Annotated in this window: 23 protein-coding genes and 1 tRNA gene; 6 read left to right on the top strand and 18 right to left on the bottom strand. The window is 65.4% G+C overall.

Annotated elements, in window-relative coordinates; translation table 11 throughout:
* Positions 1 to 121 precede the first annotated feature (121 nt).
* Together ACKTSM_RS10045 and cpdR are read right to left on the bottom strand one after the other, a co-directional pair.
* Positions 122 to 196, bottom strand: a tRNA-Val gene (locus ACKTSM_RS10045).
* A 120-nt stretch (positions 197 to 316) separates the two neighbouring features.
* The gene (gene cpdR / locus ACKTSM_RS10040) at positions 317 to 706 is read right to left on the bottom strand and encodes a cell cycle two-component system response regulator CpdR (protein WP_407874517.1); all 390 of its coding nucleotides are present in this window, start codon (positions 704 to 706) and stop codon (positions 317 to 319) included.
* A 192-nt stretch (positions 707 to 898) separates the two neighbouring features.
* On the opposite strand from cpdR, the gene ACKTSM_RS10035 reads away from it, so the two are divergent.
* Positions 899 to 1,939, top strand: coding sequence for an N-formylglutamate amidohydrolase (locus tag ACKTSM_RS10035; protein ID WP_407874516.1), 1,041 nt, complete (start codon positions 899 to 901; stop codon positions 1,937 to 1,939).
* Positions 1,940 to 2,203: 264 nt separating this feature from the next.
* Here the strand turns inward: ACKTSM_RS10035 and ACKTSM_RS10030 are convergent, their stop codons facing one another.
* Positions 2,204 to 3,001: a SapC family protein gene (locus ACKTSM_RS10030; protein WP_407874515.1), complete on the bottom strand. Its 798-nt coding sequence runs from the start codon at positions 2,999 to 3,001 to the stop codon at positions 2,204 to 2,206.
* A 124-nt stretch (positions 3,002 to 3,125) separates the two neighbouring features.
* Positions 3,126 to 4,586, bottom strand: coding sequence for an FAD-binding oxidoreductase (locus ACKTSM_RS10025; RefSeq protein WP_407874514.1), 1,461 nt, complete (start codon positions 4,584 to 4,586; stop codon positions 3,126 to 3,128).
* Positions 4,587 to 4,759: 173 nt separating this feature from the next.
* Here ACKTSM_RS10025 and ACKTSM_RS10020 point away from each other — a divergent pair, with 173 nt between their 5' ends.
* Together ACKTSM_RS10020 and ACKTSM_RS10015 are read left to right on the top strand one after the other, a co-directional pair.
* Complete coding sequence (locus ACKTSM_RS10020) at positions 4,760 to 5,359, top strand: hypothetical protein (protein WP_407874513.1); 600 nt, start codon at positions 4,760 to 4,762, stop codon at positions 5,357 to 5,359.
* Between the two features lie 158 nt (positions 5,360 to 5,517).
* A complete protein-coding gene (locus ACKTSM_RS10015; protein ID WP_407876351.1) occupies positions 5,518 to 6,948 on the top strand; it encodes a DEAD/DEAH box helicase in 1,431 nt (476 codons plus the stop codon).
* A gap of 121 nt (positions 6,949 to 7,069) precedes the next feature.
* On the opposite strand, the gene ACKTSM_RS10010 is transcribed toward ACKTSM_RS10015, so the two are convergent.
* Entirely contained in the window at positions 7,070 to 9,388 is a 2,319-nt protein-coding gene (locus ACKTSM_RS10010) for an ATP-dependent helicase (protein WP_407874512.1), read from the bottom strand.
* A gap of 170 nt (positions 9,389 to 9,558) precedes the next feature.
* Here ACKTSM_RS10010 and ACKTSM_RS10005 point away from each other — a divergent pair, with 170 nt between their 5' ends.
* Complete coding sequence (locus tag ACKTSM_RS10005) at positions 9,559 to 9,861, top strand: hypothetical protein (protein ID WP_407874511.1); 303 nt, start codon at positions 9,559 to 9,561, stop codon at positions 9,859 to 9,861.
* Positions 9,862 to 9,929: 68 nt separating this feature from the next.
* On the opposite strand, the gene rsmD is transcribed toward ACKTSM_RS10005, so the two are convergent.
* From rsmD to ACKTSM_RS09990, 3 genes are read right to left on the bottom strand one after another with little or no spacing between them, the layout of a single operon-like run.
* Positions 9,930 to 10,478 carry a 16S rRNA (guanine(966)-N(2))-methyltransferase RsmD gene (gene rsmD, locus ACKTSM_RS10000; protein ID WP_407874510.1) on the bottom strand — a complete coding sequence of 183 codons (549 nt, stop codon included), beginning with the start codon at positions 10,476 to 10,478 and terminating at the stop codon, positions 9,930 to 9,932.
* The gene (locus ACKTSM_RS09995) at positions 10,475 to 11,266 is read right to left on the bottom strand and encodes a pseudouridine synthase (protein WP_407874509.1); all 792 of its coding nucleotides are present in this window, start codon (positions 11,264 to 11,266) and stop codon (positions 10,475 to 10,477) included. The genes rsmD and ACKTSM_RS09995 overlap by 4 nt, the downstream gene beginning before the upstream one ends.
* Before the next feature lie 18 nt (positions 11,267 to 11,284).
* Positions 11,285 to 12,448, bottom strand: coding sequence for an aromatic ring-hydroxylating oxygenase subunit alpha (locus ACKTSM_RS09990; RefSeq protein WP_407874508.1), 1,164 nt, complete (start codon positions 12,446 to 12,448; stop codon positions 11,285 to 11,287).
* An 87-nt stretch (positions 12,449 to 12,535) separates the two neighbouring features.
* Here ACKTSM_RS09990 and ACKTSM_RS09985 point away from each other — a divergent pair, with 87 nt between their 5' ends.
* A complete protein-coding gene (locus ACKTSM_RS09985) occupies positions 12,536 to 14,260 on the top strand; it encodes an AmpG family muropeptide MFS transporter (protein WP_407874507.1) in 1,725 nt (574 codons plus the stop codon).
* On the opposite strand, the gene ACKTSM_RS09980 is transcribed toward ACKTSM_RS09985, so the two are convergent.
* From ACKTSM_RS09980 to ACKTSM_RS09960, 5 genes are read right to left on the bottom strand one after another with little or no spacing between them, the layout of a single operon-like run.
* Positions 14,261 to 15,553: a bifunctional folylpolyglutamate synthase/dihydrofolate synthase gene (locus ACKTSM_RS09980; RefSeq protein ID WP_407874506.1), complete on the bottom strand. Its 1,293-nt coding sequence runs from the start codon at positions 15,551 to 15,553 to the stop codon at positions 14,261 to 14,263.
* 19 nt (positions 15,554 to 15,572) lie between these two features.
* Complete coding sequence (gene accD, locus ACKTSM_RS09975; RefSeq protein ID WP_407874505.1) at positions 15,573 to 16,436, bottom strand: acetyl-CoA carboxylase, carboxyltransferase subunit beta; 864 nt, start codon at positions 16,434 to 16,436, stop codon at positions 15,573 to 15,575.
* Positions 16,437 to 16,448: 12 nt separating this feature from the next.
* The gene (gene trpA, locus ACKTSM_RS09970) at positions 16,449 to 17,243 is read right to left on the bottom strand and encodes a tryptophan synthase subunit alpha (protein ID WP_407874504.1); all 795 of its coding nucleotides are present in this window, start codon (positions 17,241 to 17,243) and stop codon (positions 16,449 to 16,451) included.
* The gene (gene trpB, locus ACKTSM_RS09965) at positions 17,240 to 18,475 is read right to left on the bottom strand and encodes a tryptophan synthase subunit beta (protein WP_407874503.1); all 1,236 of its coding nucleotides are present in this window, start codon (positions 18,473 to 18,475) and stop codon (positions 17,240 to 17,242) included. Before trpB ends, trpA begins: the two co-directional genes overlap by 4 nt.
* Entirely contained in the window at positions 18,472 to 19,110 is a 639-nt protein-coding gene (locus tag ACKTSM_RS09960; RefSeq protein WP_407874502.1) for a phosphoribosylanthranilate isomerase, read from the bottom strand. Before ACKTSM_RS09960 ends, trpB begins: the two co-directional genes overlap by 4 nt.
* Before the next feature lie 109 nt (positions 19,111 to 19,219).
* On the opposite strand from ACKTSM_RS09960, the gene ACKTSM_RS09955 reads away from it, so the two are divergent.
* Complete coding sequence (locus tag ACKTSM_RS09955) at positions 19,220 to 19,693, top strand: hypothetical protein (RefSeq protein ID WP_407874501.1); 474 nt, start codon at positions 19,220 to 19,222, stop codon at positions 19,691 to 19,693.
* Between the two features lie 15 nt (positions 19,694 to 19,708).
* Here ACKTSM_RS09955 and ACKTSM_RS09950 read toward each other — a convergent pair whose 3' ends face one another.
* From ACKTSM_RS09950 to radC, 5 genes are all read right to left on the bottom strand, one after another.
* Entirely contained in the window at positions 19,709 to 20,254 is a 546-nt protein-coding gene (locus tag ACKTSM_RS09950) for a hypothetical protein (protein WP_407874500.1), read from the bottom strand.
* Positions 20,254 to 20,928, bottom strand: a complete 675-nt coding sequence (gene pyrF, locus ACKTSM_RS09945) for an orotidine-5'-phosphate decarboxylase (protein WP_407874499.1) — start codon at positions 20,926 to 20,928, stop codon at positions 20,254 to 20,256. Before pyrF ends, ACKTSM_RS09950 begins: the two co-directional genes overlap by 1 nt.
* The gene (locus tag ACKTSM_RS09940) at positions 20,925 to 21,314 is read right to left on the bottom strand and encodes a LapA family protein (RefSeq protein WP_407874498.1); all 390 of its coding nucleotides are present in this window, start codon (positions 21,312 to 21,314) and stop codon (positions 20,925 to 20,927) included. The genes pyrF and ACKTSM_RS09940 overlap by 4 nt, the downstream gene beginning before the upstream one ends.
* Before the next feature lie 75 nt (positions 21,315 to 21,389).
* On the bottom strand, positions 21,390 to 22,700 hold the full coding sequence (gene purB, locus ACKTSM_RS09935) for an adenylosuccinate lyase (RefSeq protein WP_407874497.1): 1,311 nt from the start codon (positions 22,698 to 22,700) through the stop codon (positions 21,390 to 21,392).
* 144 nt (positions 22,701 to 22,844) lie between these two features.
* The gene (gene radC / locus ACKTSM_RS09930) at positions 22,845 to 23,618 is read right to left on the bottom strand and encodes a DNA repair protein RadC (RefSeq protein WP_407874496.1); all 774 of its coding nucleotides are present in this window, start codon (positions 23,616 to 23,618) and stop codon (positions 22,845 to 22,847) included.
* Positions 23,619 to 23,639: the final 21 nt, after the last annotated feature.

The following is a 23,639-nucleotide window of genomic DNA, read 5'->3' as shown; positions in this document are numbered from 1 at the left end:
GGTGCAAGCCGGGCACCGCGGCAGGCCCTCTCCAGAAGGGAATCCGCGGCCAGGACGCGCCGACGCGGTTATGCGCGACCGGAGGTCGCGATCATTCAGGCCATGTCGGGAAGGGGGAAGATGGTGGGCGTAGGAAGAGTTGAACTTCCGACCCCTGCGATGTCAACACAGTGCTCTACCACTGAGCTATACGCCCACACTCTCTTCGTTTCGCGCCTGGCAGACCGTTGCCGGCAGTCAGGCGAGAGCGGCCCACTAGCGAATGACCCGGAGGAGTGCAAGCGATTCGCGCGCGGAAATTTGCGAAAAGAGAACGCTAGAGGCTGGCCTCGCGCCGGTCCTCGAATGCGCGTTCCACTTCGAGCACGAGATCGCGCAGGTGAAATGGCTTGGACAGTACCTTGGCATGGGGCTGTTCGCGGCTCGCGCGGAGGCTCACTGCGGCAAAGCCGGTGATGAACATCACCTTGGTGCGCGGGCTGACTTCGGCGCAGCGCTGCGCGAGTTCGATCCCGTCCATTTCGGGCATCACGATGTCGGAAAGCAGGAGATCGAAATCGTCCTGCTCGAGCAAGGGGACCGCCTCGGTCCCGCGATCGACACTCTCGACCTCGTAACCGGCATTGATAAGGGCGCGCTCGATATAGGTGCGCATGGAATCGTCGTCCTCAGCCAGGAGGATTCGCTGTGCAGGCGTTGAAGTCATGGCGGCGCTCATACATGATTTCGCTTAAGAAATCCCTCCCTGCGTAGTCCTGCGTACGAAAACGAGACGCCTGAACGGCAATTGTTATCCGCAAGGCGCTGATCCGGGCCGTTTCGCACCGGATTGGAGGCGATAAGGGGACAGGGCAATCAGGCTTTGACTCAGGTGGTGCAAGGGGGCAGCAAGGCGTTGATGGCCGCCAGCGACACAGAAAATCCCCTCGGCCTTTTCGGAGACGGGGTCGGCGACGGGCCTCGCCGCGAGCTGGTGACGGCCCGCGGAGGGGCGGTCGCGCCTGAAAAGCCCGGCACGCGGGCGAAGCTCAACGCAGCCTATATTCACGTCGCGCCGCGCTCGATGCCCTTGCCGGTGCTGATCGCGGTGCCACATGCCGGGCGTGCCTATCCGGGCGACACGCTGGCAGCGATGCGCGATCCCGAACAAAGCCAGTTGCGGCTCGAGGATCGCCATGTCGACCAGGTCGCGGTTGCCCTCGCGCGCGAGACCGGGACCGGATTGCTGGTCGCACAGGCTCCGCGCGCGATGATCGATCTCAACCGCGCCGAAGACGATGTTGACTGGGAGATGATCGCGCGGCCCGATGCCGATGCGCCTGCGCACCGAACCCGGCGGCCGGGCAGAAAGCCGCCGCTGATAGGGACGGGCGCTCGCGCGCGCAGCGGGCTCGGCCTCGTGCCGCGGCGCCTGCCGGGCACTGGCGAAATCTGGTCGGGCAAGCTCGCGCGCGAAGAACTTGACCGAAGAATCGACCGTATCCATCGGCCTTATCACGATTTTCTGGCAAGCGAATTGCGCCGGATCCGCGAGGAATGGGGGGCGGCGCTGCTGATCGACCTGCATTCGATGCCGCCGCTGAGGCAGAAGGGCGCACAAGGCGAGGCGCCCGCAATCGTGATTGGCGACCGCTTCGGCGCTGCGTGCCACAGCGCGCTGGTGAGCCGGGCCTTTCGCTGTCTCGAAGAAGCCGGTTGGCGCGCGGCGCACAACCGGCCCTATTCGGGCGGCTACGTGCTCGATCGCCACGCCGCTCCGACCCGTTCGCTCCACGCGATTCAGATCGAATTGTGCCGGTCCGCCTATCTCGATGCGACCCTTTCCGAGCCGACCGACGGGGTCCAGCAGCTTGCCTCGGTCCTCGCGCGGATGGTGCGCGAACTCGGTGCCTTGACCGCCCAACTGGGCGCGAACGGCATCTCGCAGGCCGCGGAATAGGCGCGCGAGCAGGGCGGCGATACGTGCGCTAGGCACAAAAAAGCCACCTCGTGCGGCTGTAAGGGGGGTAAGCACGAGGTGGCCAGGTTCAGGGAGGAACGCGCCCGAAGGCGCATCCGCGAGCGGATCATGAGGGGGAAGCCGCCCGCAACCTGAAAATAGGAAACGGGCGGACCGCGTTCAAGACGCGACCCGCCCGTTCTGTCTCGCATCTGGCGGTTTCGGGCGTCTTAACGCCGGCCTCCGCACAAGCCCATAGGGCGATTACGCAGTGGCGTTGGGAACCGCCGGGGTGCCGCTGTCCGGCGTCGGCACCTTGCCTTGCGCGCTCTGGCGCTCGAACAGGGTGCGCATCAGGTTCATCGAGAACAGGTGCGCGTGGATCAGCATCATCATGCCGTTCTTGTTCAGCCGCTCGGTGGTTTCGGCATCGAGCTCGCGCAGCTTGTTTTCGTCAACCATCTGGAAGCCGCGATAGACGAACGGCTTGTCGGGCATGTCGTTGCGGGTGATCGCGATCTCGCCGTCCATCAGGATGTCGAGCTTGCCGAGCTCCTCGACGAACGACTTGGTGCGCTGGCCCGATTCCTCGAACCGGCGGCAGAATTCGAGCACGCCATTGGTGTATTCGGTCGGCTTGTCGCCATCGAACAGCGCCTGGCCGTCTTCGGTCTTGCCGACGACACCGGCCTGCGGGTCGAAGCACAGCGACATGTCATCGCTGTCCTTGTTGAGCTTGGCGAGGATGAAGGGATAGCGGCGGATATAGGCCGGGACATAGACGCCCGCCTGAAGCTTGCCGTCACCGTCGATGAAGGTGTTGACGCCTTCGTTGAGACCGAAAAGCGCGATCGGCAGCGGGTTGTCGCCCGCGGTGAAGACGATCGGGTAATTGCGTTGGGCATCGACGAATTCGTCGACGGTCAGCGGGATCGCGTGCGAATTGGCAAGAAAGCCTGCATCGGCGAAGCTGCTGACTTTCCAGTCGGCATGGTCGCGGCTGTTGAGCGGAAGCAGGTCTTTGTAGAACAGCGGAAGTTGCGGCTGCGGCGCGGTGGCCATGAAATCTCTCCGAGACGTTGATTGGAAAATCTACTCGCGGCTGGCCGGGCGAGCGAACACCTCGCAGCAGCGATCGCGGGCGCTTTAGGCGTTCCGCGCCGAGGAGGCAAGCGTGTGGCGGCGATCAGCTGTGCGCAGGGGGCACCAGCTTGCCCGGGTTGAGCAGGCCGAGCGGGTCGAGCGCCTGTTTGACCGCGCGCATCATCGCTAGCGCGACCGGATCGCCGAGCCGGCCGAGTTCATCGACTTTCATCTGCCCGATCCCGTGTTCGGCGCTGATCGATCCGCCCCATCGCGTGACGAGATCGTGCACCCGTGCGCTAATCGCCTTGCCCTCGGTCACCTCCCATTGGCCGGGTGTCGCGCCTTCGGGGGCGAGCACGTGGAAGTGGACATTGCCATCGCCCAGATGGCCGAAGGCGACCGCGCGCGCCCCGGAAAATTCGCGTTCGAGGGCAGGGGAGGCCTCGAGAATGAATTCGGGCATCCGTTCGACCGGCACCGATATGTCGTGCTGCATCGCTGGCCCGCGCGCGCGCTCTGCGGCAGATATCGAATCGCGCAACAGCCAGAAGTCGTCTGCCTGCCGGTCGTTGGCGGCCAGCACGGCGTCGAAATCGATCCCCTTCTCGCTGGCATTGACGAGCGATTCCTGCATCACCGATTGCAATTGGTGATCGTCGCCCTCGGTATGCACCATCTCGATCAGCGCGTGCCAGGCGTGTTCTTGCGAAAGCGGCGAACGGGCCTTGGGCAGATGGTCCAGCACGCTGTCGAGACAATGCTGCGGAATGACCTCGAACCCTTCGAGACAATCGCCGACATCGCACTCCATGTGCCGCAGGAGCGTGCGCGCCTCGGTGATCGAGGACAGGCCTACCCAGGCGGTCGCTCGCGCTCGCGGGGCGGGGAGAAGCCGCAGGCTCGCCGCGGTGACAATGCCGAGCGTGCCCTCCGACCCGATCAGCAATTGCTTGAGATCGAAGCCGCGATTGTCTTTCTTGAGCGCGGTGAGCGCGTCGAAAACGCTGCCATCGGCAAGCACCGCCTCTAGCCCTAGCACCTGCGCGCGCATCGTCCCGTGGCGCAGCACCTGTGTGCCTCCCGCATTGGTTGAGACCAGCCCCCCGATCGTAGCCGATCCCTTGCCGCCCAGCGTAAGGGGGAAGCGCATGCCTGCCTCTTCCGCCGCCTCGTGCAGGGTCTGGAGGATGACGCCGGCCTCGCAGATGGCGCGCCCGGTATCGGTATCGATCTCGCGGATTGCGTTCATCCGTCTCAGGGACAGGAGGATGGCCGCACCGCTGGCATCGGGAGTCGCTCCGCCGACCATGCCGCTATTGCCGCCTTGTGGCACCACCGGGACGCGGTGGCGCGCGCACAGCGCGAGCAGCGCGGCGACCTCTTTAGTCGAGGCGGGCGAGGCCAGCGCGAGCGCGCGGCCCGAATAGCGCCCGCGCCAATCGGTCAGCCATGGCTCGATATCCGCAGGGTCGCGGCTCAGCCCCTTGGAGCCGAGCAGGTCGGATGCGGAATCGAGAAAGGCTTGCGACTGCGCATTGATAGTGGAGGCTTGTGCGGTCATTGTGGCGGCTATGACACACTGCCAGACGCTTTTGCCAGCGCTTTGCCGCCAGAGGCCCCTGCGCCCCTGCCAGTTAAGCGGGCGTTCAATCGCTCGTGCTAGCTGTCTGACGAGACCCTAGCCGCCCTCGCGCGCCGGGATTACCCGCAACCAGGAGGTTTCCGCCCGCTTCCATGCCCAGCCTGCTCGCCTTGTCGGCGCCCTTTGCGCTGATCCTGCCTTTGCTGGGGCAGGGCAGCGCGATGCTGGCAGGCGATGACGAAGCAACGCCGATGACCCATGGGCAAGGCGCATCCGCGCCCGATTACGATGCGCCTCCCGAAACACCTTATTCGCGCGCGGGCACCGTCATAAGCCCGCTCGATGCGTTTCACGGCGGGCAGATCAGCCGACAGGTCAGGATCGAGCGGCGCGTGATTATCCGCATTTCGCCCCAGCGCCCCGGGACCCGCAACAACCTGCTCGCGCAATTGCCGCGCCGCGGGCTCACCACCCGCTATGCCGAGCGCGAGATGGAACGCTGCGTGCCGGTCAGCCGGATCGCGGGTGTCCAGACCGGGACCGGCAATCGCCTGCTGCTGTTCATGCGCGACCAGCGGATCGTCAGTGTCAATCTCGAACGCGCTTGCCGGGCGCGCGACTTCTATTCGGGCTTCTATGTCGAGCGCAGCGAGGACGGGCAATTGTGCGTCGATCGCGACCAGCTCCAGTCGCGCAGCGGCGCGCGCTGCGACATCGCGCGGATGAGCCAACTCGTCGCGATCACCGAATAGCCGCCTCGCCCGCTTCCAGCACCCCCCGCGGCAGCGCGCGGCAAATCTTGACTTTTGGGCCTGATTTGGCCAATCGCGCCTCAGCCTTTCTCGATGGTTTCGTGCAGGGCGCTCACATCGGCAGCCTCGCTGCCCGCTATCCGGAAATCTTGAAACGCATGACCTTCGCCGATCTCGGCCTATCGCCTGAATTGCTCAAAGCCGTCGAGGACGCCGGCTATTCCGAGCCGACCGCCATCCAGGCAGAAGCCATTCCCGCTGTCCTGATGATGAAGGACCTGATCGGGATCGCGCAGACCGGCACCGGCAAGACCGCGAGCTTCGTCCTGCCGATGATCGATGTCATGGCCGCAGGGCGCCGCCGCGCGCTGATGCCGCGCTCGCTGATCCTCGAGCCGACCCGCGAACTCGCCGCCCAAGTGGCCGAGAATTTCGAGAAATACGGCAAGAACCACGATCTCAAGATGGCGCTGCTGATCGGCGGCGTCCAAATGGGCGACCAGTTGAAGGCGCTCGACGAGGGCGTCGACGTGCTGATCGCGACGCCGGGCCGGCTGATGGACCTGTTCGAACGCGGCAAGATCCTGCTCTCGGGCTGCGAGCTGCTGGTGATCGACGAGGCTGACCGGATGCTCGACATGGGGTTCATCCCCGATATCGAGTTCATCTGCTCCAAGCTTCCCGAAAACCGCCAGACCATGCTGTTCTCGGCGACCATGCCCGCGCCGATCGAGAAGCTGGCCAAGAAATTCCTGTCCAATCCCAAGCGGATCGAGACCGAGCGCGCGGCGACCACCAACAAGGACATTACCGCCTTCAAGGTGCCGGTGCCCGCCCGCAAGAAGCGCGACACGCTCGAATGGCTGCTCGCCAACGACCAGGTCGAGACGGCGATCATCTTTGCCAACCGCAAGACCACCGTGCGCGAGCTGAACAAGCACTTGCAAAAGCGCGGTTTTTCGAGCGGCGAGATCCATGGCGACATGGACCAGTCCTCGCGCCTGAAGGAGCTCGACCGGTTCAAGTCGGGCGATGTGAACATCCTCGTCGCCTCCGACGTTGCCGCACGCGGCCTCGACATCAAGGGCGTCAGCCACGTCTTCAATTTCGACACTCCCTGGCACCCCGACGATTACGTTCACCGGATCGGCCGGACGGGCCGCGCAGGGGCCAAGGGCCGCGCCTTCACGCTGGTTGCCGATGACGATGCCGAGGCGATCGCGAATGTCGAGAAGCTCACCGGCGCCAAGATCAAGGTGTTCGGCAAGGACGACGTGCGCGTCGAACTCGCCGATCCCGGCAAGGATGGCGACAAGCCGAAACAGCGCAAGCAGGCGCGCGAGGACCGCGAGGACCGCGAGGACGGTGCTGCGCGCGAAGAGAAGAAGCCGCGCGGTCGCGGGCGCAAGCGCGACGAGGACACTGGCGACGCGCCGAGCAAGCCGCGCCGCGAACGCGCACCCCGCAGCGAGGACAAGCCCGAGCGCAAGGGCAGGGGCCGTCGCCGCGACGAGGACGACAAGCCCGTGCCTGCAGGCGAGTGGAACGGTCCGCAGCCCGGCTTTCTCGGGGTCGGCTTCAAGGAATAAGGCGGCCGCGTTCTCGATGGGCGCCTGCAAGGATATGCAACGACAGCAGTCTTAGGGCTGGGGCCGCAGCGCCAATCGCGCACGATCGCTTCTGCGATGCCAGCCGCCTGCCAGGCAGCGCCTACTCGACCACCGTCACGAAGCTGTCGATCACGCGCTTTTCGCCTGCTTCCTCGAACTGGATCGTAAGCTTGTTGCCTTCCTGGTCGATCACGCAGCCGGTTCCGAACTTGGCATGGGAAACCATCGCCCCGATCGCGATGTCGCTGCGCGGCTTGGCAGCGAAGCTGGCGGCCGAGCGACCTGGCTCGGCAAGCCGTTTCTGGCGGGTCTCGTAACCGGTTTCGACCGCGCGCTGCCAGCCCGGACCGCGCGCCTGGGCGCGTTCGGGGCGGTTCTGTGCGACATGGGCGAAGGGGTCTTCGTTTTCCGACCAGTTGGCGCGCCACAAGGACGCACCGCCGGTCATGGTGGTCTGCTGGTCGACATGTTCCTCGGGCAGCTCCTCGATAAAGCGCGAGGGTATCGAACTGGTCCACTGGCCGTAAATCCGGCGATTGGCGGCATGCATGATGGTGCAGCTGCGCCGCGCGCGGGTGATGGCAACATAGGCGAGCCGGCGCTCCTCCTCGAGGCTGGCAAGCCCGCCTTCATCGATTGCGCGCTGCGAGGGAAATACACCTTCTTCCCATCCCACGCAGAACACGTTGTCAAATTCGAGCCCCTTGGCCGCGTGGATGGTCATGATCGTGACCGTTTCCTCGTCTTCGCGCCCGTCGCTGTCCATCACCAGGCTGACATGTTCGAGGAAGTCGCCGAGCGTCTCGTATTCCTCCATCGCGCGCGCCAGTTCGGACAGGTTCTCAGCCCGGCCCGCAGCCTCGGCCGAGCGGTCGGCGGCGAGCATGTCGTTGTACCCGCTCTCATCGAGAACGAGCCGCAGCAGGTCGGCAGGTGTCATGGTCTCGGCCGCCTCGCGCCAGGCGAGGAACTGGCGCAGCAGGCCGCCGATCGTGTTCGCCGCGCGCCTGGGCAATTCATCGCTATCGGCCAGTTGCAGCGATGCGGCGGCCAGCGGCAGTCCGGTTGCGCGCGCATGGCCGTGCATCTTTTCGAGCGTCTTGGCGCCAAGCCCGCGCTTGGGCTGATTATAGATACGTTCGAATGCGAGGTCGTCCTGCGGCTGCGCGATGACGCGAAGATAGGCGAGCGCATCGCGGATCTCGGCGCGTTCGTAGAAGCGAAAGCCGCCGATGATCCGGTAATTGATTCCGGTCTGGATGAACCGGTCCTCGAACTCGCGGGTCTGGTATTGCGCGCGCACGAGGATCGCGATGCCGTCGAGCGAGGCGCCTTCGCGTTCGAGCCGCTCGATCTCCTCGCTCACCCGGCGCGCTTCTTCGGGTCCGTCCCACACGCCGATGACGCGCACCTTGTCGCCGCCGGGCATCTCGGTCCACAGCGTCTTTTCGTGGCGCTCCGAATTGGCGCGGATCAGGCCCGATGCTGCGCCGAGGATGTGCGGGGTGGAGCGGTAATTCTGTTCGAGCCGGACGACATGCGCGCCGGGGAAATCCTTTTCGAATCGCAGGATATTGGCGACCTCGGCCCCGCGCCAGGAATAGATCGACTGGTCATCGTCGCCCACCACGCAGATGTTCTTGCGCTCCTGGGCGAGCAGGCGCAGCCACAGATACTGTACCGCATTGGTGTCCTGGTATTCGTCGACGAGGATGTATTTGAATCGCTGCTGGTATTCGGCGAGCACGTCCTTGTGCGCGCGAAAGATGTTGAGCACATGCAGCATAAGGTCGCCGAAGTCGCAGGCATTGAGCGATTTCAACCGGTCCTGGTAAAGCTGGTACATCGCCTGGCCGCGGCCATTGGCATAGGCTTCGTTTTCGACCGCATCGAGATCGGCGGGATTGAGACCGCGGTTCTTCCAGCGATCGATCAACCCGGCCAGCTGGCGTGCGGGCCAGCGTTTTTCGTCGAGATCGCTTTGCGAGATCAGTTGCTTGAGCAGGCGGATCTGGTCGTCGGTGTCGATGATCGTGTAATTGCTTTGCAGGCCGGCCAGCTCGGCGTGGCGGCGCAGCATCTTGGCGCAAATCGAATGAAAGGTTCCCAGCCACGGCATGCCTTCGCCGGGCGAGCCAAGGTGGCGCGCCACGCGTTCGCGCATCTCGCGCGCGGCCTTGTTGGTGAAGGTGACGCACAAGATCTCGCTCGGCCAGGCGCGGCGGGTGGCGACCAGATGGGCGAGCCGGGCGGTCAGCGCGGCGGTCTTGCCCGTGCCCGCGCCCGCCAGCATCAGAACCGGCCCCTCGGTGGTGAGAACGGCCTCGCGCTGCGGCGGGTTAAGCATTGCGGCATAGGCCGGGACCTGATCGCCGGGCGTGCCGCCGCGACCGGAGGGAAGGGGGAGGTTGTCACTCATAGGGCTCTGCGAACAGGTAGGGAACGAAGCGCGACAGGGCAAGGTGCCTTTCGCGCGTGCGGCTGGCCGATGCCATGACACGTTTCGCCGCGCCTCGACGTGAATTCGGAACCACGCAAGCCTTGTTCCCGTTGTTCAGCCAAGACAATCATTCGAAGAGGACCTGAACCATGAAAAATCTTATCGCTTCCTCGTTGACCGCCGCCTCGCTCGGCCTGCTCGCGATGTCGGGGCCTGCGCTGGCCCAGAATGACGGCACCACCGTCAATGACGGTTCGACCAAGGCCAACAGCCCCGAGATCGTCGAACGCAACCGCCAGGGCAAGGCCACCAAAGTGCGGATCGACGGCAAGGTCTACGACGTGTGCATGAATTCCGAACAGGACAGCTGCATCAATCCGCGCGCTGCCGGCCTTAACTGGGGCAATCGCCCGCTCGAATACTGGCCGGGCCAGCCTGCAAGTTCGATGTAACCAGAGCCGCGAGGCTTTTGACCGATCACGAAGGGCGGCTCCAACAGGAGTCGCCCTTTTCGTATCAGCTAGGCTTCAGCGCGCCGCATCAGGGTGATCCGTGCCTTGCCGACCTTGCGGCTGGTTTCGTTCTCGAGGCCCTTGACTTGCGGTTCTTCGTTGAAGGCGGTTTCGAGCGCGATCCAGGTCGCCTCGCCAATCCAGCCGAGCCGCAGCAGGCGATCGAGCGCGACTTCGCCCGCACCCGTGCCATAGGGCGGGTCAAGCAGCAGGAGATCGACCGGCTCGTGCGCCGCGCGCAAGGCCATGACCGAACCCTTGTCCAGGGTCGCGCGTCCACGCGCTGCGAGCGTTTCGATATTGGCGCGGATCACATCGGCGGCTTCGCGGTCGTTTTCGACGAACAGGCAGTGTGCCGCGCCGCGCGACAGCGCTTCGAGCCCGAGCGCGCCCGAGCCTGCAAACAGGTCTGCCACGCGCAGGTCGGCAAAGCTGCCCAGTCGGCTGGCAAGCATCGAGAACAAGGTCTCGCGCGTGCGGTCAGCGGTGGGGCGGGTGTTCTCACCCCTGGGGGTTGCCAGCCGGCGCCCGCGCCATTCGCCTGCAATGATCCTCATGCCTCGCGCTTCGCCCGCTTGAGGGTGCTCACGAACCGGTCGAGATCGCCCTTTCGGATGCGCGCTGCCTGGCCGCGTGGCAGTTCGCCGAGCATGAAGGGGCCATAGGCGGTGCGGATCAGCCGGTTCACCTTGAGGCCGAGATATTCGAGCACCCGGCGCACCTCGCGGTTCTTGCCCTCGGTGATGGTCATCTCGATCCACTGGTTCTTGCTCGCACCGCCGCCGCTGCGTTCGAGATTGGCATCGATCGAGCCGTAGCGCACGCCGTCGATCTCGACGCCCTCGATCAGCGCCTCGAGCTGTTCCTGAGACACGTCGCCAAAGGCGCGCGCGCGATAGGTGCGCGGCACGCCCGATGCGGGCAATTCCATCAATCGCTTCAACCCGCCGTCATTGGTGAGCAGCAGCAGCCCTTCGGTGTTGAGATCGAGCCGTCCGATCGGCATCAGGCGCGGCGTGTCCTTCGGCAGCGCGTTGCGCAAGGCGTCATAGATCGTCGCGCGGCCTGCCGGATCGCGTTCGGCGGTGATCAGGCCGGTGGGCTTGTGAAAGGCGTAAAGCTGCGCAGGCTCGGGACCGGCGACCGGCTTGCCATCGACGCTCACGCCCTTGAGCGAGGTCAGGAAGGTCGCGGGCGTTTCGACCGGCTTGCCGTCAATGGTGATGCGCCGGTCGGCGATCATCCGCTCGATCTCGCGGCGGCTGGCGACACCGGCACGCGCGAGCAGCTTGGCAATGCGGTCGCCCTCGGGACGATCTTCGGATTTTCCGGGATTGGTCGGCATGAGCCCGCAGCTAGGCGCTCAATTGGCTTCCCGCAAGGCGTCCTGGACGATTGCATCGAAGCGCGCGACCCCGCTTTCGAGCGTGCCGAGCGTCAATTCATCGACCGCCCCGCTTTCGAGCCCCTGCTGGCCGAGCTCGGCCGCGCGGAAATCCTCGCTGGCAAAGACGCCGCCATCGAGCAGCTTCCAGCTTCGTTCCCAGTGGTCGCGCGCCTTGTCGTCTGCGGGCTCCTCGGGAATGAGCATGAAATCCTCGACCAGCGTCAGATCGTGCGCCTGCGGCATCAGCACCATCACGTTGATGTAATCGGGGCTGGGGACGATCACGGTCGCCGGGAACAACTGGTAGGCAAAGGTGACCACGCGGCGCATCGCCGTCATATCGTCGAAGTCGATGCCGTCCATCTCCTCGAGCCGCCCGACGGCCGAACGCATGTGCCGCCCGATCTCGTCGCCCGCGGTCACGCCGTCCTTGAAGAAGGGACCGATCGTGTTCGCGTGGAGCCGGGTGACATGGTAGCTTTCGAGGAAGGCATCCATGATCAGTTTCCAGTTTCCCCTGACCGTGTGGATCTTGCGGCGGAACAGGAAAGACTCGCCCATTCCCAAGGCGCTGAAATCCTCGCTCAGCGCGCGCGCATCGGCAAAATCGGCTCCCTCGCGCGGGGCGAACCAGATCAGCCCGCCGGCCTCCAGGCTGGGCAGTTCGACGAGGCCGTGTTCGCCCTTGTCGAGGCCAGGAAAGGTCTCGGGCCGGGGGAGGGCGAGCAGCTTGCCGTCGAGCCGGTAGGTCCAGGCATGATAGGGGCACACGAGCCGCGCTGCGCACTGGACCTCCTCGCCTTCGACCAGCCGCGTGCCGCGATGGCGGCAGACATTGAGAAAGACGTGCGCTTCCCCGTCCTTGTCGCGGGTGACAAGCAGCGGGCGGCCGGTCGCATCGTGCGGCATCGCCATGCCCGGTTCGGGCAGCAGCGCCGATGGACACAGCACCTGCGGCAAGCGATCGAACAGCGCGGCTTTCTCGCGAGCGAAATGATCGGGCGAGGTGTAGCGGCTCGCCGGGACAGTCAGCACGGCGCCGGCATTGTCGCGCTCGCGGCCCTCGCGGATGGCATCGGCCAATGCGCGCTGGCCTGCGCTCGGACGCAAATGGGGCATATCTGTTGTGGAGGTGTTCATCGCGGCTTTCATATCGCTCTGGTTGGCGCGTAAGTGTTGCACAGCTTGGCACGCGTGCAAATGCGCAGCTTGGTAACCGGAGGATACATGGCACAAGCCGCTCTCAAGGATCAATCGCGGTTGAATCGCTGGAAGACCCTGCTGGTCTCGCTCGGTCAGCCGAAGACCGGCTTCATGCTGATCTTCGGTTTTGCCGCCGGTCTTCCTTATGCGCTCCTGCTCGGCACGCTCTACGCCTGGCTTACCGATGCCGAAGTCGATGTCGAGACCATGGGCGTGTTCTCGCTGATCGGGCTCGCCTATGCCTTCAAGTTCCTGTGGTCGCCCGCGCTCGACCGGGTCGATGTGCCGCTGCTCAGGCGGCTGGGCAAGCGCAAGCAATGGATCGTGACCGCGCAATTGCTGCTGGGCGCGATCCTCGTGGTCCTTTCACTGCTCAACCCGCTGACCGCGCTCGGCTGGTTCTCGCTGCTGGCAGGGATCGGCGCCTTTGCCAGCGCGACGCAAGACGTGGTCATTGATGCCTGGCGCGTCGATGTCGCCGACGAAAAGGCAACGATCGACATCCTTTCGACCGTCTATCAGATGGGATACCGGATTGCCGCGCTGGTCGGCGGCGCGCTGGCGCTGTTCATGGCCGAACGGCTCGGCTGGCCGGCGGTCTATGCGACGATGGGCGCGATCCTCCTGGTCGTCGGCTTCGCGGGACTTTTCGCGCCCGATGCCGAACGATCGGACGAGGCGCTGGCAGACGAGCGCGCCAATCTTTCCCTCCTGCGCCAGCCCGGACAGCTCAATCCGCGCGTGCGTGCCTGGGCGCTCGGAGCGGTCGGCCTGCTGTGGGGCTGGGCGCTCGTCACCGTGCTCGTCTTCATGATCCGCTCGCTCAATTCGGACCCCACCGCGCGGCCCGATTCGACCGCCTTTGTCAGCCAGATGGGCCCGCTGATCGTGATCGCGACGGTGGTTCTGCCCGGGGCGATCGCCGCCTGGCTGGAAAGCATGCGCAAGCGCGGCCGCCACGTGCTCACCCAAAGCGTGCCGATGCGCGGCGGGTTCGATACCGCGCTCGACCACGGTTACCGCGCGCTAATCTTGCCGCTGGCCGAGATCATCGGGCGGCTGCGCTGGGCGGCGGTGCTGGTGATCGCTCTGGTGCTCACCTACCGCATCACCGACGCGATCTGGGGCAGCTTTGCCTATCCGTTCTATCTCGGCGAGCTCGAATACACCAAGGACGAGGTTGCGATCGCTTCCAAGTTCTTCGGCGTCGGCGCGCTTCTGCTCGGCCTGGCGCTGGGGGGCGCGCTGCTGACGATCATCGGCCGGATGACCACGCTGACGCTTGGCGCGCTGATCGCTGCGCTCACCAACCTGCTCTATGCCGACCTCGCGATTGGCGGCGCAAGGATGCAGGCGGCGAGTGACATGATCGGCTTCACCTGGCTGACGACCCAGTTCGGGGCCGATGAACGCCTGTCGAAACTGATGCTGACGATCGGGATGGAGAACATCGCGGTCGGAATAGCGGGCGCGGCCTTTGTCGCTTACCTGTCGAGCATTGTCGCCAAGGGGTACAGCGCGGTGCAATACGCGCTCTTGTCCTCGCTCACGCTCCTAGTCGGCACACTCGGCCGCCCCGCGCTCGGCCAGATGATCGAGGAACGCGGCTATTACGACGTCTTCATCCTGACCACGCTGATCGGCCTGTTCGCGGTGGTGTTGTGCATCATCGAATGGGTGCGAATCGCGCGCTCGGGCCGCGCCGATAACGCGCCGCCGCCCGAGCCCGAAGGCTTCCCGGCCGAGTGATCAGTCGGGAATCTCGCGGTTCAGTCTGAGCGCCTCGCCCGCGAGGTAGAGCGACCCGGTGACCAGCACCGGAGCATCGTCTGCTGGCAGATGGGCGAAGGCATCGGCGAGATCCACGCGCGCGATCGCTGAACTGCCGAACACCTCGGCGCGATGCGCATCGTGGCCCGGCACGGGTACGACCTGGATCGATCTTGTCCGGTCCGCGAGTGGCTCGATCAACGCGCGCGGGTCCTTGTTGTCGAGCATGCCGATCACGAGGTGATGCTCGCCCTCGATCGCCTCGGCCAGCGCCAGCCCGGCGCTGCGATTGTGTCCGCCATCGAGGAACACCGCGCGTTCGCCGGCGAGAGGGCCGGGGGAAAGGCGCTGGAGCCGCGCGGGCCAGACCGCTTCGCGCAGGCCCCTTGCCAGGTCCGCTGGCGCGGCGGCCACGCGCTCCTGGTGGCGCAGCATCGCCACTGCGAGGCCTGCATTGGCGGCCTGGTGCAACCCGGGGAGGGACGGATGCGGCAGGTCGAGCACGCCTGCAAAATCGCGGTAATGCAAGCCGGCATCGTCGAGGCTGGCATGCCATTCGCGCCCGTGCATCTTGAGCGCAGTCCCGGCCCGCAGCGCCGCGCGTTCGATCTCGAGCGTTTCGCCCGCGCCATAATTCAGCGTCACCAGCGGCACGCCGCTCTTCGCGATCCCCGCTTTCTCGAAGGCGATACGCGCCATCGGATCGTCGGGAACAGAGCTTTCGGGAGCGAGCAGAAAGCGTTCGTGATCGATCCCCAGCGCCGCGATCCCGCACGATATTAGCACGTCGGCATCCAGCACGTTGGTCGCATCGAGCCTGCCGCCAAGCCCGACCTCGACAACACAGGCATCGGCAGGGACGCGTGCGAATTCGGTGAAGGCGGCAGCGATGGTGATCTCGAAGAAACTGCACCCGAGCCCGGTTGCCGCATCGAACACCTCTTCGAGCAGGTCTGCTAGCCGGGCATCGTCGATCAGCGTGCCCGCGACGCGGAACCGCTCGTTATAGCGAACGAGATGCGGCGAGGTGGTGACGTGGACGCGGTGGCCTGCCGCCTCGAGCATGGCGCGAAGAAAGGCGCAGGTCGAACCCTTGCCGTTGGTTCCGGCGACATGGAAGGTGGGCGCAAGTCGGTCTTGCGGATCGCCCAGCCGACGCAACAATTCGCGCACCGTATCGAGCCCGAGCGTGTCGCGCTGGATGCTGAGCGATGACAACCGGTCGAGCTGCGCCTGAACGCGCGGATCGTCGGATCGCCCCATGTCCCTCATGGCCGAAGGAGTGGCCGGGTCAGGCCGCTTGGGCGGGCTGCAGGTAGCCGAGCACGCTTGCGAGCGTCGATTTGAGCTCGTGGCGCGGCACCACCATGTCGACCATACCGTGCTTGTGCAGATATTCGGCGCGCTGGAAGCCTTCGGGCAATTGCTCGCGGATCGTGTCCTGGATCACCCGCTGTCCGGCAAAGCCGATCAGCGCGCCCGGTTCTGCGATATGGACGTCGCCGAGCATGGCATAGCTCGCGGTGACGCCGCCGGTGGTGGGATCGGTGAGCACGACGATATAGGGCAGCCCCGCCTCTTTCAGGCGGCGGGTCATCACGGTCGCGCGCGGCATTTGCATGAGCGAGAGAATGCCTTCCTGCATCCGCGCGCCGCCAGCGGCGGTCACGACGACATAGGCGCATTTGCGGGTCAGAGCGCGCTCGGCACCGCGAATGAACGCCTCACCCACGGCCATGCCCATCGAGCCGCCCATGAAGGTGAAGTCCTGAACGCCGACAACTGCCGGATTGCCTTCGATCGCGCCCGAGGCGACCACGAAGGCATCGCGCTTGGGCTGGTCGGCCGGGTTCTTGGCGCGCGCGGCCTTGAGCCGGTCGGTGTATTTCTTCTGGTCCTTGAACTTGAGCGGGTCTTCGGTGACCTCGGGCAGTTCGAGAAGCTCATAGCCATCGTCGAGCAGCAGGATCAGCCGCGTATCTGCACCGATCCGGCCATGGTGCTCGCAGCGCGGACACACGCTCAGGTTGTCCTCGTATTCCTGGACGAAGAGCATTTCCTGACACGACTTGCACTTGATCCAGAGGTCTTTTTCCGAAGCCTTCTTGTCGGCCCCGAAGCCAAGCGAATTGCGGACGCGGTTGAACCAGTTCATTTCGAAAATCCCTTAAGTGCGATTGCCTTGCGTGGCGGCGCGCATCGCGCGCGTCATCGCAGTTGCAAGCTCCTGTAGCTTGGCAGGAGCGCCTTTGCCAAATTCTTCGACGAGGTCGATGAAGGCCGAGCCGACCACCACGCCGTCCGCGACGCGGGCGATGTCGGCGGCCTGTTCGGGCGTGCGCACGCCAAAGCCGACCGCGACGGGCAGGTCGGTGGACCGCTTGATGCGCGCGACGTTTTCCTCGATCGACTGGATCGCGGCCTGCTGCTTGCCGGTGATCCCTGCGACCGAGACGTAATAGAGAAAACCCTGGCTTCCCTCGATCACCGCCGGGAGACGCGCTTCGTCGGTGGTGGGTGTGGCGAGGCGGATCGGCGCAATGCCTTTCGCACGCAGGGCCGGGCCGAGCGCCTGGTCTTCCTCGGGCGGAATGTCGACACAAATTACGCCATCGACGCCTGCCTGCGAGGCGGCATCGGCGAACCATTCAGGCCCGCGCCGCACCATCGGATTGGCATAGCCCATCAGGACTAGCGGCGTGTCGGGGTGGCGTTGGCGGAACTCGGCCGCGATCCGCAGAACGTCGGCAGTCGTGGTGCCTGCGCCAAGCGAGCGCAGGTTCGCGCTCTGGATCGCGGGACCATCGGCCATCGGATCGGTAAAGGGCATACCCAACTCGATCACATCCGCACCGCCCGCGACCAGCGCGTCGAGATTGGCTGCGGTGTCGCCGTCGCCCGCTGTAATGAAGGCGACGAAGGCGGGGTGGGGCTTGTCGAAGGCGGCGTGGAGGCGGGTCATATCTCCACTCCGAGCTTTTCGGCCACGGTGAAGATGTCCTTGTCGCCTCTACCGCACAGATTCATCAGAATGATTGCATCTTCGCTCTTCTGCTTGGCGCGGGTCGCGACGGCGGCGATGGCGTGCGAAGGTTCGAGCGCGGGGATGATGCCTTCGGTGCGGCAGAGAAGCTGGAACCCTTCGAGCGCCTCTTCATCGGTGACGGCGGTGTATTCAACGCGGCCCGTGTCTTTGAGCCAAGCGTGCTCGGGGCCGATGCCGGGGTAGTCGAGGCCTGCGGAAATCGAGTGGCCTTCGGTGATCTGGCCGTCCTCGTCCTGCAGCAAATAGGTCTTGTTGCCGTGAAGCACGCCCGGAGCGCCGCCCAGCAGGCTCGCCGCGTGTTCGTCGCCGTCGAGGCCGTGGCCTGCCGCTTCGACGCCGAGCATCTTCACGTCCGGGTCGTCGAGGAAGGGATGGAACAGGCCCAGCGCGTTGGAGCCCCCGCCGATACAGGCCACCAGCAGGTCGGGCAGGCGACCGGTGCGCGCCAGCATCTGAGCGCGCGCCTCGAGGCCGATCACGCTCTGGAAGTTGCGGACCAGCTCTGGATAGGGGTGCGGGCCGGCCGCGGTGCCGATGATGTAGAAGGTGTCGTGGACATTCGCGACCCAGTCGCGCAGCCCTTCGTTCATCGCGTCCTTCAGGGTCGCGCCGCCGCTGGTGACGGGGACGACTTCGGCGCCGAGCAGCTTCATGCGGAAGACATTAGGCGACTGCCGCGCCACGTCCTCTGCACCCATATAGATCACGCAGGGCAGGCCGAAGCGCGCGCAAACGGTCGCGGTCGCAACGCCGTGCTGGCCTGCGCCCGTTTCGGCGATGATGCGGGTCTTGCCCATGCGCTTCGCCAGCAGGATCTGACCGATGCAGTTGTTGATCTTGTGCGCGCCGGTGTGATTGAGCTCGTCGCGCTTGAACCAGACCTGCGCTCCGTGCCCCTCTGGTGATCCGGCCCGCAGCGCCTCGGTCAGCCGCTCGGCGAAATAGAGCGGCGAGGGGCGGCCGACATAATGTTCGAGCAGGTCGTCGAATTCGCGCTGGAATTCCGGATCGGCCTGTGCGGCGCGGTATTCGCGTTCCAGATCGAGGATCAGCGGCATCAGAGTTTCGGCGACATAGCGCCCGCCATAATCGCCGAAATGGCCGCGCTCGTCAGGCTGGTTGCGGAAGGAATTGGGTTGGTCTGTCATAAGGAACGCGCCGCTTTGCAGAAGGCGGCGATTTTGTCCACGTCCTTGACCCCGCGCGCCTTTTCCACGCCCGAGGAGACATCGACGAGCGGCGCTCCGGTCGCAGCGATTGCCGCACGGGCGTTGGCAGGCGTCAGCCCGCCCGCAAGACCCCAGGGCGCGGCGTGCCTGTGTCCGGCGAGCAGGGTCCAGTCGAAGCCTTCGCCATTGCCTCCCGGAAGCGCTGCGTCGGGCGAGGGGGGCGGGGCATCGAACAGGATGCGGTCGGCGGCCCCTGCATATTCGCGCGCGCTCTCAAGCGAGGCCTGGTCGCGCACCGCGAGCGCTTTCCACGCCTCGACCCCGAGCGCGCCGCGCATCCGCGCGACATGGCCGGGCGGCTCCTTGCCGTGAAACTGGACGATATCCGGGCGCACCCGGGCTACCGCATGTGCGATCTCCTCCTCGCTCGCATCGACCAGCAAGAGCACGGTCTTCAAGCCCGACGGCACGGTTGCGCGCAGGCTCGCCGCGCGGTCCAGCGCGAGATGCCGCGGGCTGGCCGCGAAATGGACGAGGCCGACATGGCTCGCCCCCGCCGCAGCGGCAGCCGCGATCGTCTCGCTGGTGGAAAGGCCGCAGATCTTGATCAGCATCGCGCCCGCTCTAGTCCGATCGCGGCGCCGGCGAAAGCATCTCGCTTGCACAGCGCGCGGTTTTGCAAGAACAGTGCAAATCCACTTTCAGCCCAAAGGAACATGCCCCATGCCCATCCGGATCCTCGCCGCTCTTGCCGCGCTCTTCCTCGCCGCGTGCAACCCGATGGCGCAGGTCGATGGGGCAGGCGAGCAGATCGCGCGGTTCCATGCCGATTACAACAAGGGCGATGCTGTTGCGCTTTATGACAGGACCGCTCCGGAATTCCGCGAAGTGACCACGGGTGAGGACATGCAGGCGCTGGTCGAGACGATTGCCGCGCGCCTCGGCAAGGTCGAGAGCAGCGATCGCGACGGGATCAACATTTCCTCCGATAACGGCCAGACGATCACCGTGATCACCATGGCGAGCCAGTTCGAACAGGGCGAAGCGACCGAGACCTTCACCTTCCTCGGCACGGGCGATGACATGGCGCTCGCCGGTTGGAACGTCGATTCGCCGGTCTTTGCGCAAGACCTTCCCGCCGAAACCACGAACGAAGCCGACCTCGCGAACGAACCCGAGGCCGCGCTCGCCGAATAGCGGTGCACTTGCCGTTCAGCGCGGCTTGGGCTGTGCCCCCGGTTCGATCGGGGCGAGGAAGGGGCCGCCAAACCCGCCATTGAAGGCGATCCGCACCACCCGGTTTTCGCCAGAATCATATTCGACCCCGAAGAAGCGCGGGCCGCCATCGCACACGACAAGCGGATGCGCGCTCGCCGGACCCGTGCCGCCGGGGAGAAAATTGCCGTAGATCATCCGCTTCCCGCCCGAGACATAGCCGACATATTGCCTTTCATAGGTCGAAGGGTCATCGGGCCAGCTGAACGCGGTCACCTGGCCTTTTGCCCCGGCGATATAGGCTTCGTGCGCATCGCGCGCTTCGCGAAGGGCGCGCATGGTCGCGGTTTCTATCGCGGTGATTTCGCGCGGGCTCGGAGTGAAGAACGCGGCCGCATCGTCGGGACCCTGCCGCGAACACTGACGGACCAGGTCAGCGCCGTCATCGGGAGCGATCAGGACGACATTGCCGGGGCGTTCGGGGATGCTGGTGCAGGCCGAGGCGATGAGAAGCGCGGCTCCCATGGCCATGCGCGCTGGCATCACAGCGTCGCCTCGATCGCTCGTGCAGCAGCTTGCGGGTCTTCGGCGCGGCTGATCGGGCGGCCGATCACCAGCACGCTCGCCCCGTCATCGCGCGCCTGGCGCGGGGTCACGGTGCGTTTCTGGTCGCCTGTGCCGCTTCCTGCCGGGCGCAGGCCGGGGACGACAAAAAAGCCGTCCTTCCACTGTTTGCGCACCGCTCCGACTTCCTGGCCCGAACACACGATCCCGTCGAGCCCGGCAGTGTGCGCCAGCTCGGCCAGCCGCATGACGTGATCGTGCGGGGAGCCCGCGATCCCGCCGCTTCTGAGGTCGGATTCGTCGAGACTGGTGAGCATGGTAACCGCCACCACCTTGCACCCCTCGGCCGCGGCGGCCTTGGCATCTTCCATCATCGCGCGCCCGCCGCTGGCATGGACCGTGACGATCGCGGGTTCATAGACGTGCACCGCCTGCATCGCTCCGGCGACGGTGTTGGGAATGTCGTGAAACTTGAGGTCGAGGAAGATCGGCAGGCCCATATGCGCGATCTCGTGGACCCCGTGAGCGCCGTGCGCGCAGTAAAATTCCAGCCCCAGCTTGATCCCGCCGATATGCGCCTTGACCTTTTCGATCAGCGCCTTGGCCGGATCGATCTGCGGGATATCGAGCGCGAGATAGACCGGGTTGCTCATGCCGACGGCTTGTCCTCGCTGCTGGCCGGATCGAGCGCCAGCCCGCCCTGCGGTTCGGACGTGGTCGTGGTCGCGCTCGCCTCGTTTCCGGGAGCCGCATAGGGATCGTGCGTATGCGCCTCTTCATGACGGTGCGAAAGCGCGGTCGACTTTATCGAGGCCTCGAGGCTGCGGATCCTGCGCGAAAGGCTCCATTTCACGCTGCGGTGGTATAGCCACATCGGCACCAGGCCGAGCAGGAAGGCGACGATGACCAGCATCGGCACCTTGGTTTCCAGGACGAGATTCTCCCACAGGTTCACCTCGACCGTGTCCCAGTTGAAGAACGAGAAGGTCAGCATCCCGAACAGGATGAGGACCCAGATTATCGTGCGTAGGATCTGCAAGCTGTTCACCCCTCTAATCGTGCGCCGAGGCTTGCAAGCCTAGGGCATTTCACTCGCGAGTCTAGCCGCTCCGGGTCAACCGAAGACGCGGGCGAAGATCGTGTCGACATGCTTGAAATGGTATTCGAGATCGAACTTCTCCTCGAGCTCGTCATGCGACAGGGCGGCGGTCACCTCGTCATCGGCCTTGAGCAGGTCGAGCAGCGACAGCGCGCCATCCGATTCCCACACCTTCATCGCATTGCGCTGGACCAGCCGGTAGGCGTCCTCGCGGCTGACGCCCGCCTGGGTGAGCGCGAGCAGGACTCGCTGCGAATGGACGAGACCGCCCATGGCATCGAGGTTCTTCTGCATGCGATCGGGATAGACCAGCAGCTTGTCGACCACCCCGGTCAGCCGAGCGAGCGCGAAGTCGAGCGTGATCGTGGCATCCGGGCCGATGAAGCGTTCGACCGAGGAATGCGAGATGTCGCGTTCGTGCCACAGCGCCACGTTTTCCAGCGCGGGCAGGGCATAGGCGCGGATCATGCGCGCCTGACCGGTCAGGTTCTCGGTCAGGATCGGGTTGCGCTTGTGCGGCATTGCCGATGACCCCTTCTGCCCCTTGGAGAAATACTCCTCGGCCTCGAGCACTTCGGTGCGCTGCAGGTGGCGAACCTCGACCGAAAGCCGTTCGATCGAACCGGCAATCACCGCGAGCGTCGCGAAATACATGGCGTGGCGATCGCGCGGGATGACCTGCGTGCTCACCGGCTCGACCGCGAGACCGAGCTTTTCGGCGACATGCGCCTCGACCGCGGGATCGACATTGGCAAAGGTGCCGACCGCGCCCGAAATCGCACAGGTCGCGATCTCGCGCCGCGCGGCCTTCAACCGGTCGCGGCAACGGTCGAACTCGGCATAGGCCTGGGCGAGTTTTAGCCCGAAGGTCACCGGCTCTGCATGGATGCCGTGGCTGCGTCCGATGGTCGGCGTGTATTTGTGTTCCTCGGCGCGGCGCCTGATCGCATCGAGCAGCGCGTCGAGATCGGCAAGCAGGATGTCGCTCGCGCGGGCAAGCTGCACCGCGAGCGTTGTGTCGAGCACGTCTGAACTGGTCATGCCCTGGTGGACGAAGCGCGCTTCCTCGCCGACCTGTTCGGCTACCCAGGTGAGAAAGGCGATGACGTCGTGCTTGGTCACCGCCTCGATTGCGTCGATCGCCACGACGTCGATTTCGGGGTTCGTCGCCCACCAGTCCCACAGCGCCTTGGGCGCGGATTTCGGCACCACGCCCATCTCGGCCAGTTTCTCGGTGGCGTGCGCCTCGATCTCGAACCAGATCCTGTATTTCGCTTCCGGTTCCCAGAGCGCGGACATTTCGGGGCGGGCGTAACGGGGGACCATGGGCGGGGCTCTCTGTCAGGGCGACCTTTGCGAAGGCCGCTTGGTTCGTGTCGCTGCGCGGCTATGCGCGGCGCGCGCGCTTGGCAAGGGGGCAGGTGCGGGAGATCGGCGCGCTGTCCACGCCTTGCGCGCGCGCTTGCGGCTTCAGATCAGGCCCTTGGCGCGCAGGCTGACATGGCCCTCGCGCCCGATGATCACGTGGTCGTGCAGTGTCACTCCGAGCAGCCTGCCGGCCTCGGCGATGCGCTGGGTGATCTGGATGTCGGCGCGGCTCGGCTCGGGATTGCCCGAGGGATGGTTGTGGACCAGGATCAGGGCGCTCGCACCCACATCCATCGCCCGCCGGATCACCTCGCGCGGGTGGATCGCCGCCTCGTCGACCGAACCGTCGCCGACATGGTGATCGTCGATCAGCCGGTTCTTCGTGTCGAGATAGAGCACGCGCACCCGCTCGACCGTCAGATGCGCCATGTCGGTGGTGAGATAATCGATCAGCGCCTGCCAGCTGGCGAGCACCGGCCGCGCGCCGACTTCGCTGCGGGCCATGCGCCGCGCGGCGATCGCGACCGCCTTGAGCGCGGCGGCGCTGGTTTCGCCCACTCCGCTGACCGCCTGCATCGCCTTGGGATCGGCATTGAGCACTCCCGCGAGCGAGCCGAACCGGGCGATCAGTGCCTTGGCCTGCGGCTTGGTGTCACCCTGCTTGATCGCGGCGAAAAGGAGGTATTCGAGCACCTCGTAATCGGCGAGCGCTTCGGCGCCGCCCTTGAGCAGGCGTTCGCGCAGGCGCTGGCGGTGGCCCAGACCTGCTTTTTTCGACGAATCCGAAACCGCCTGCGCGCTGTCGGCGTGCCGGGCGGAACCATCGCCGAAGTCGAAACCTTGTTCAGAACGTGGCAATCTGCGCCTCACCACCATTTATGTCTCACACTTCATTGC

Source organism: Qipengyuania nanhaisediminis, assembly GCF_045862805.1.
Classification (GTDB): domain Bacteria; phylum Pseudomonadota; class Alphaproteobacteria; order Sphingomonadales; family Sphingomonadaceae; genus Erythrobacter; species Erythrobacter nanhaisediminis_A.
The sequence above is the reverse complement of the archived record's forward strand: the minus strand, read 5'-3'. Positions and strand labels throughout refer to the sequence as shown.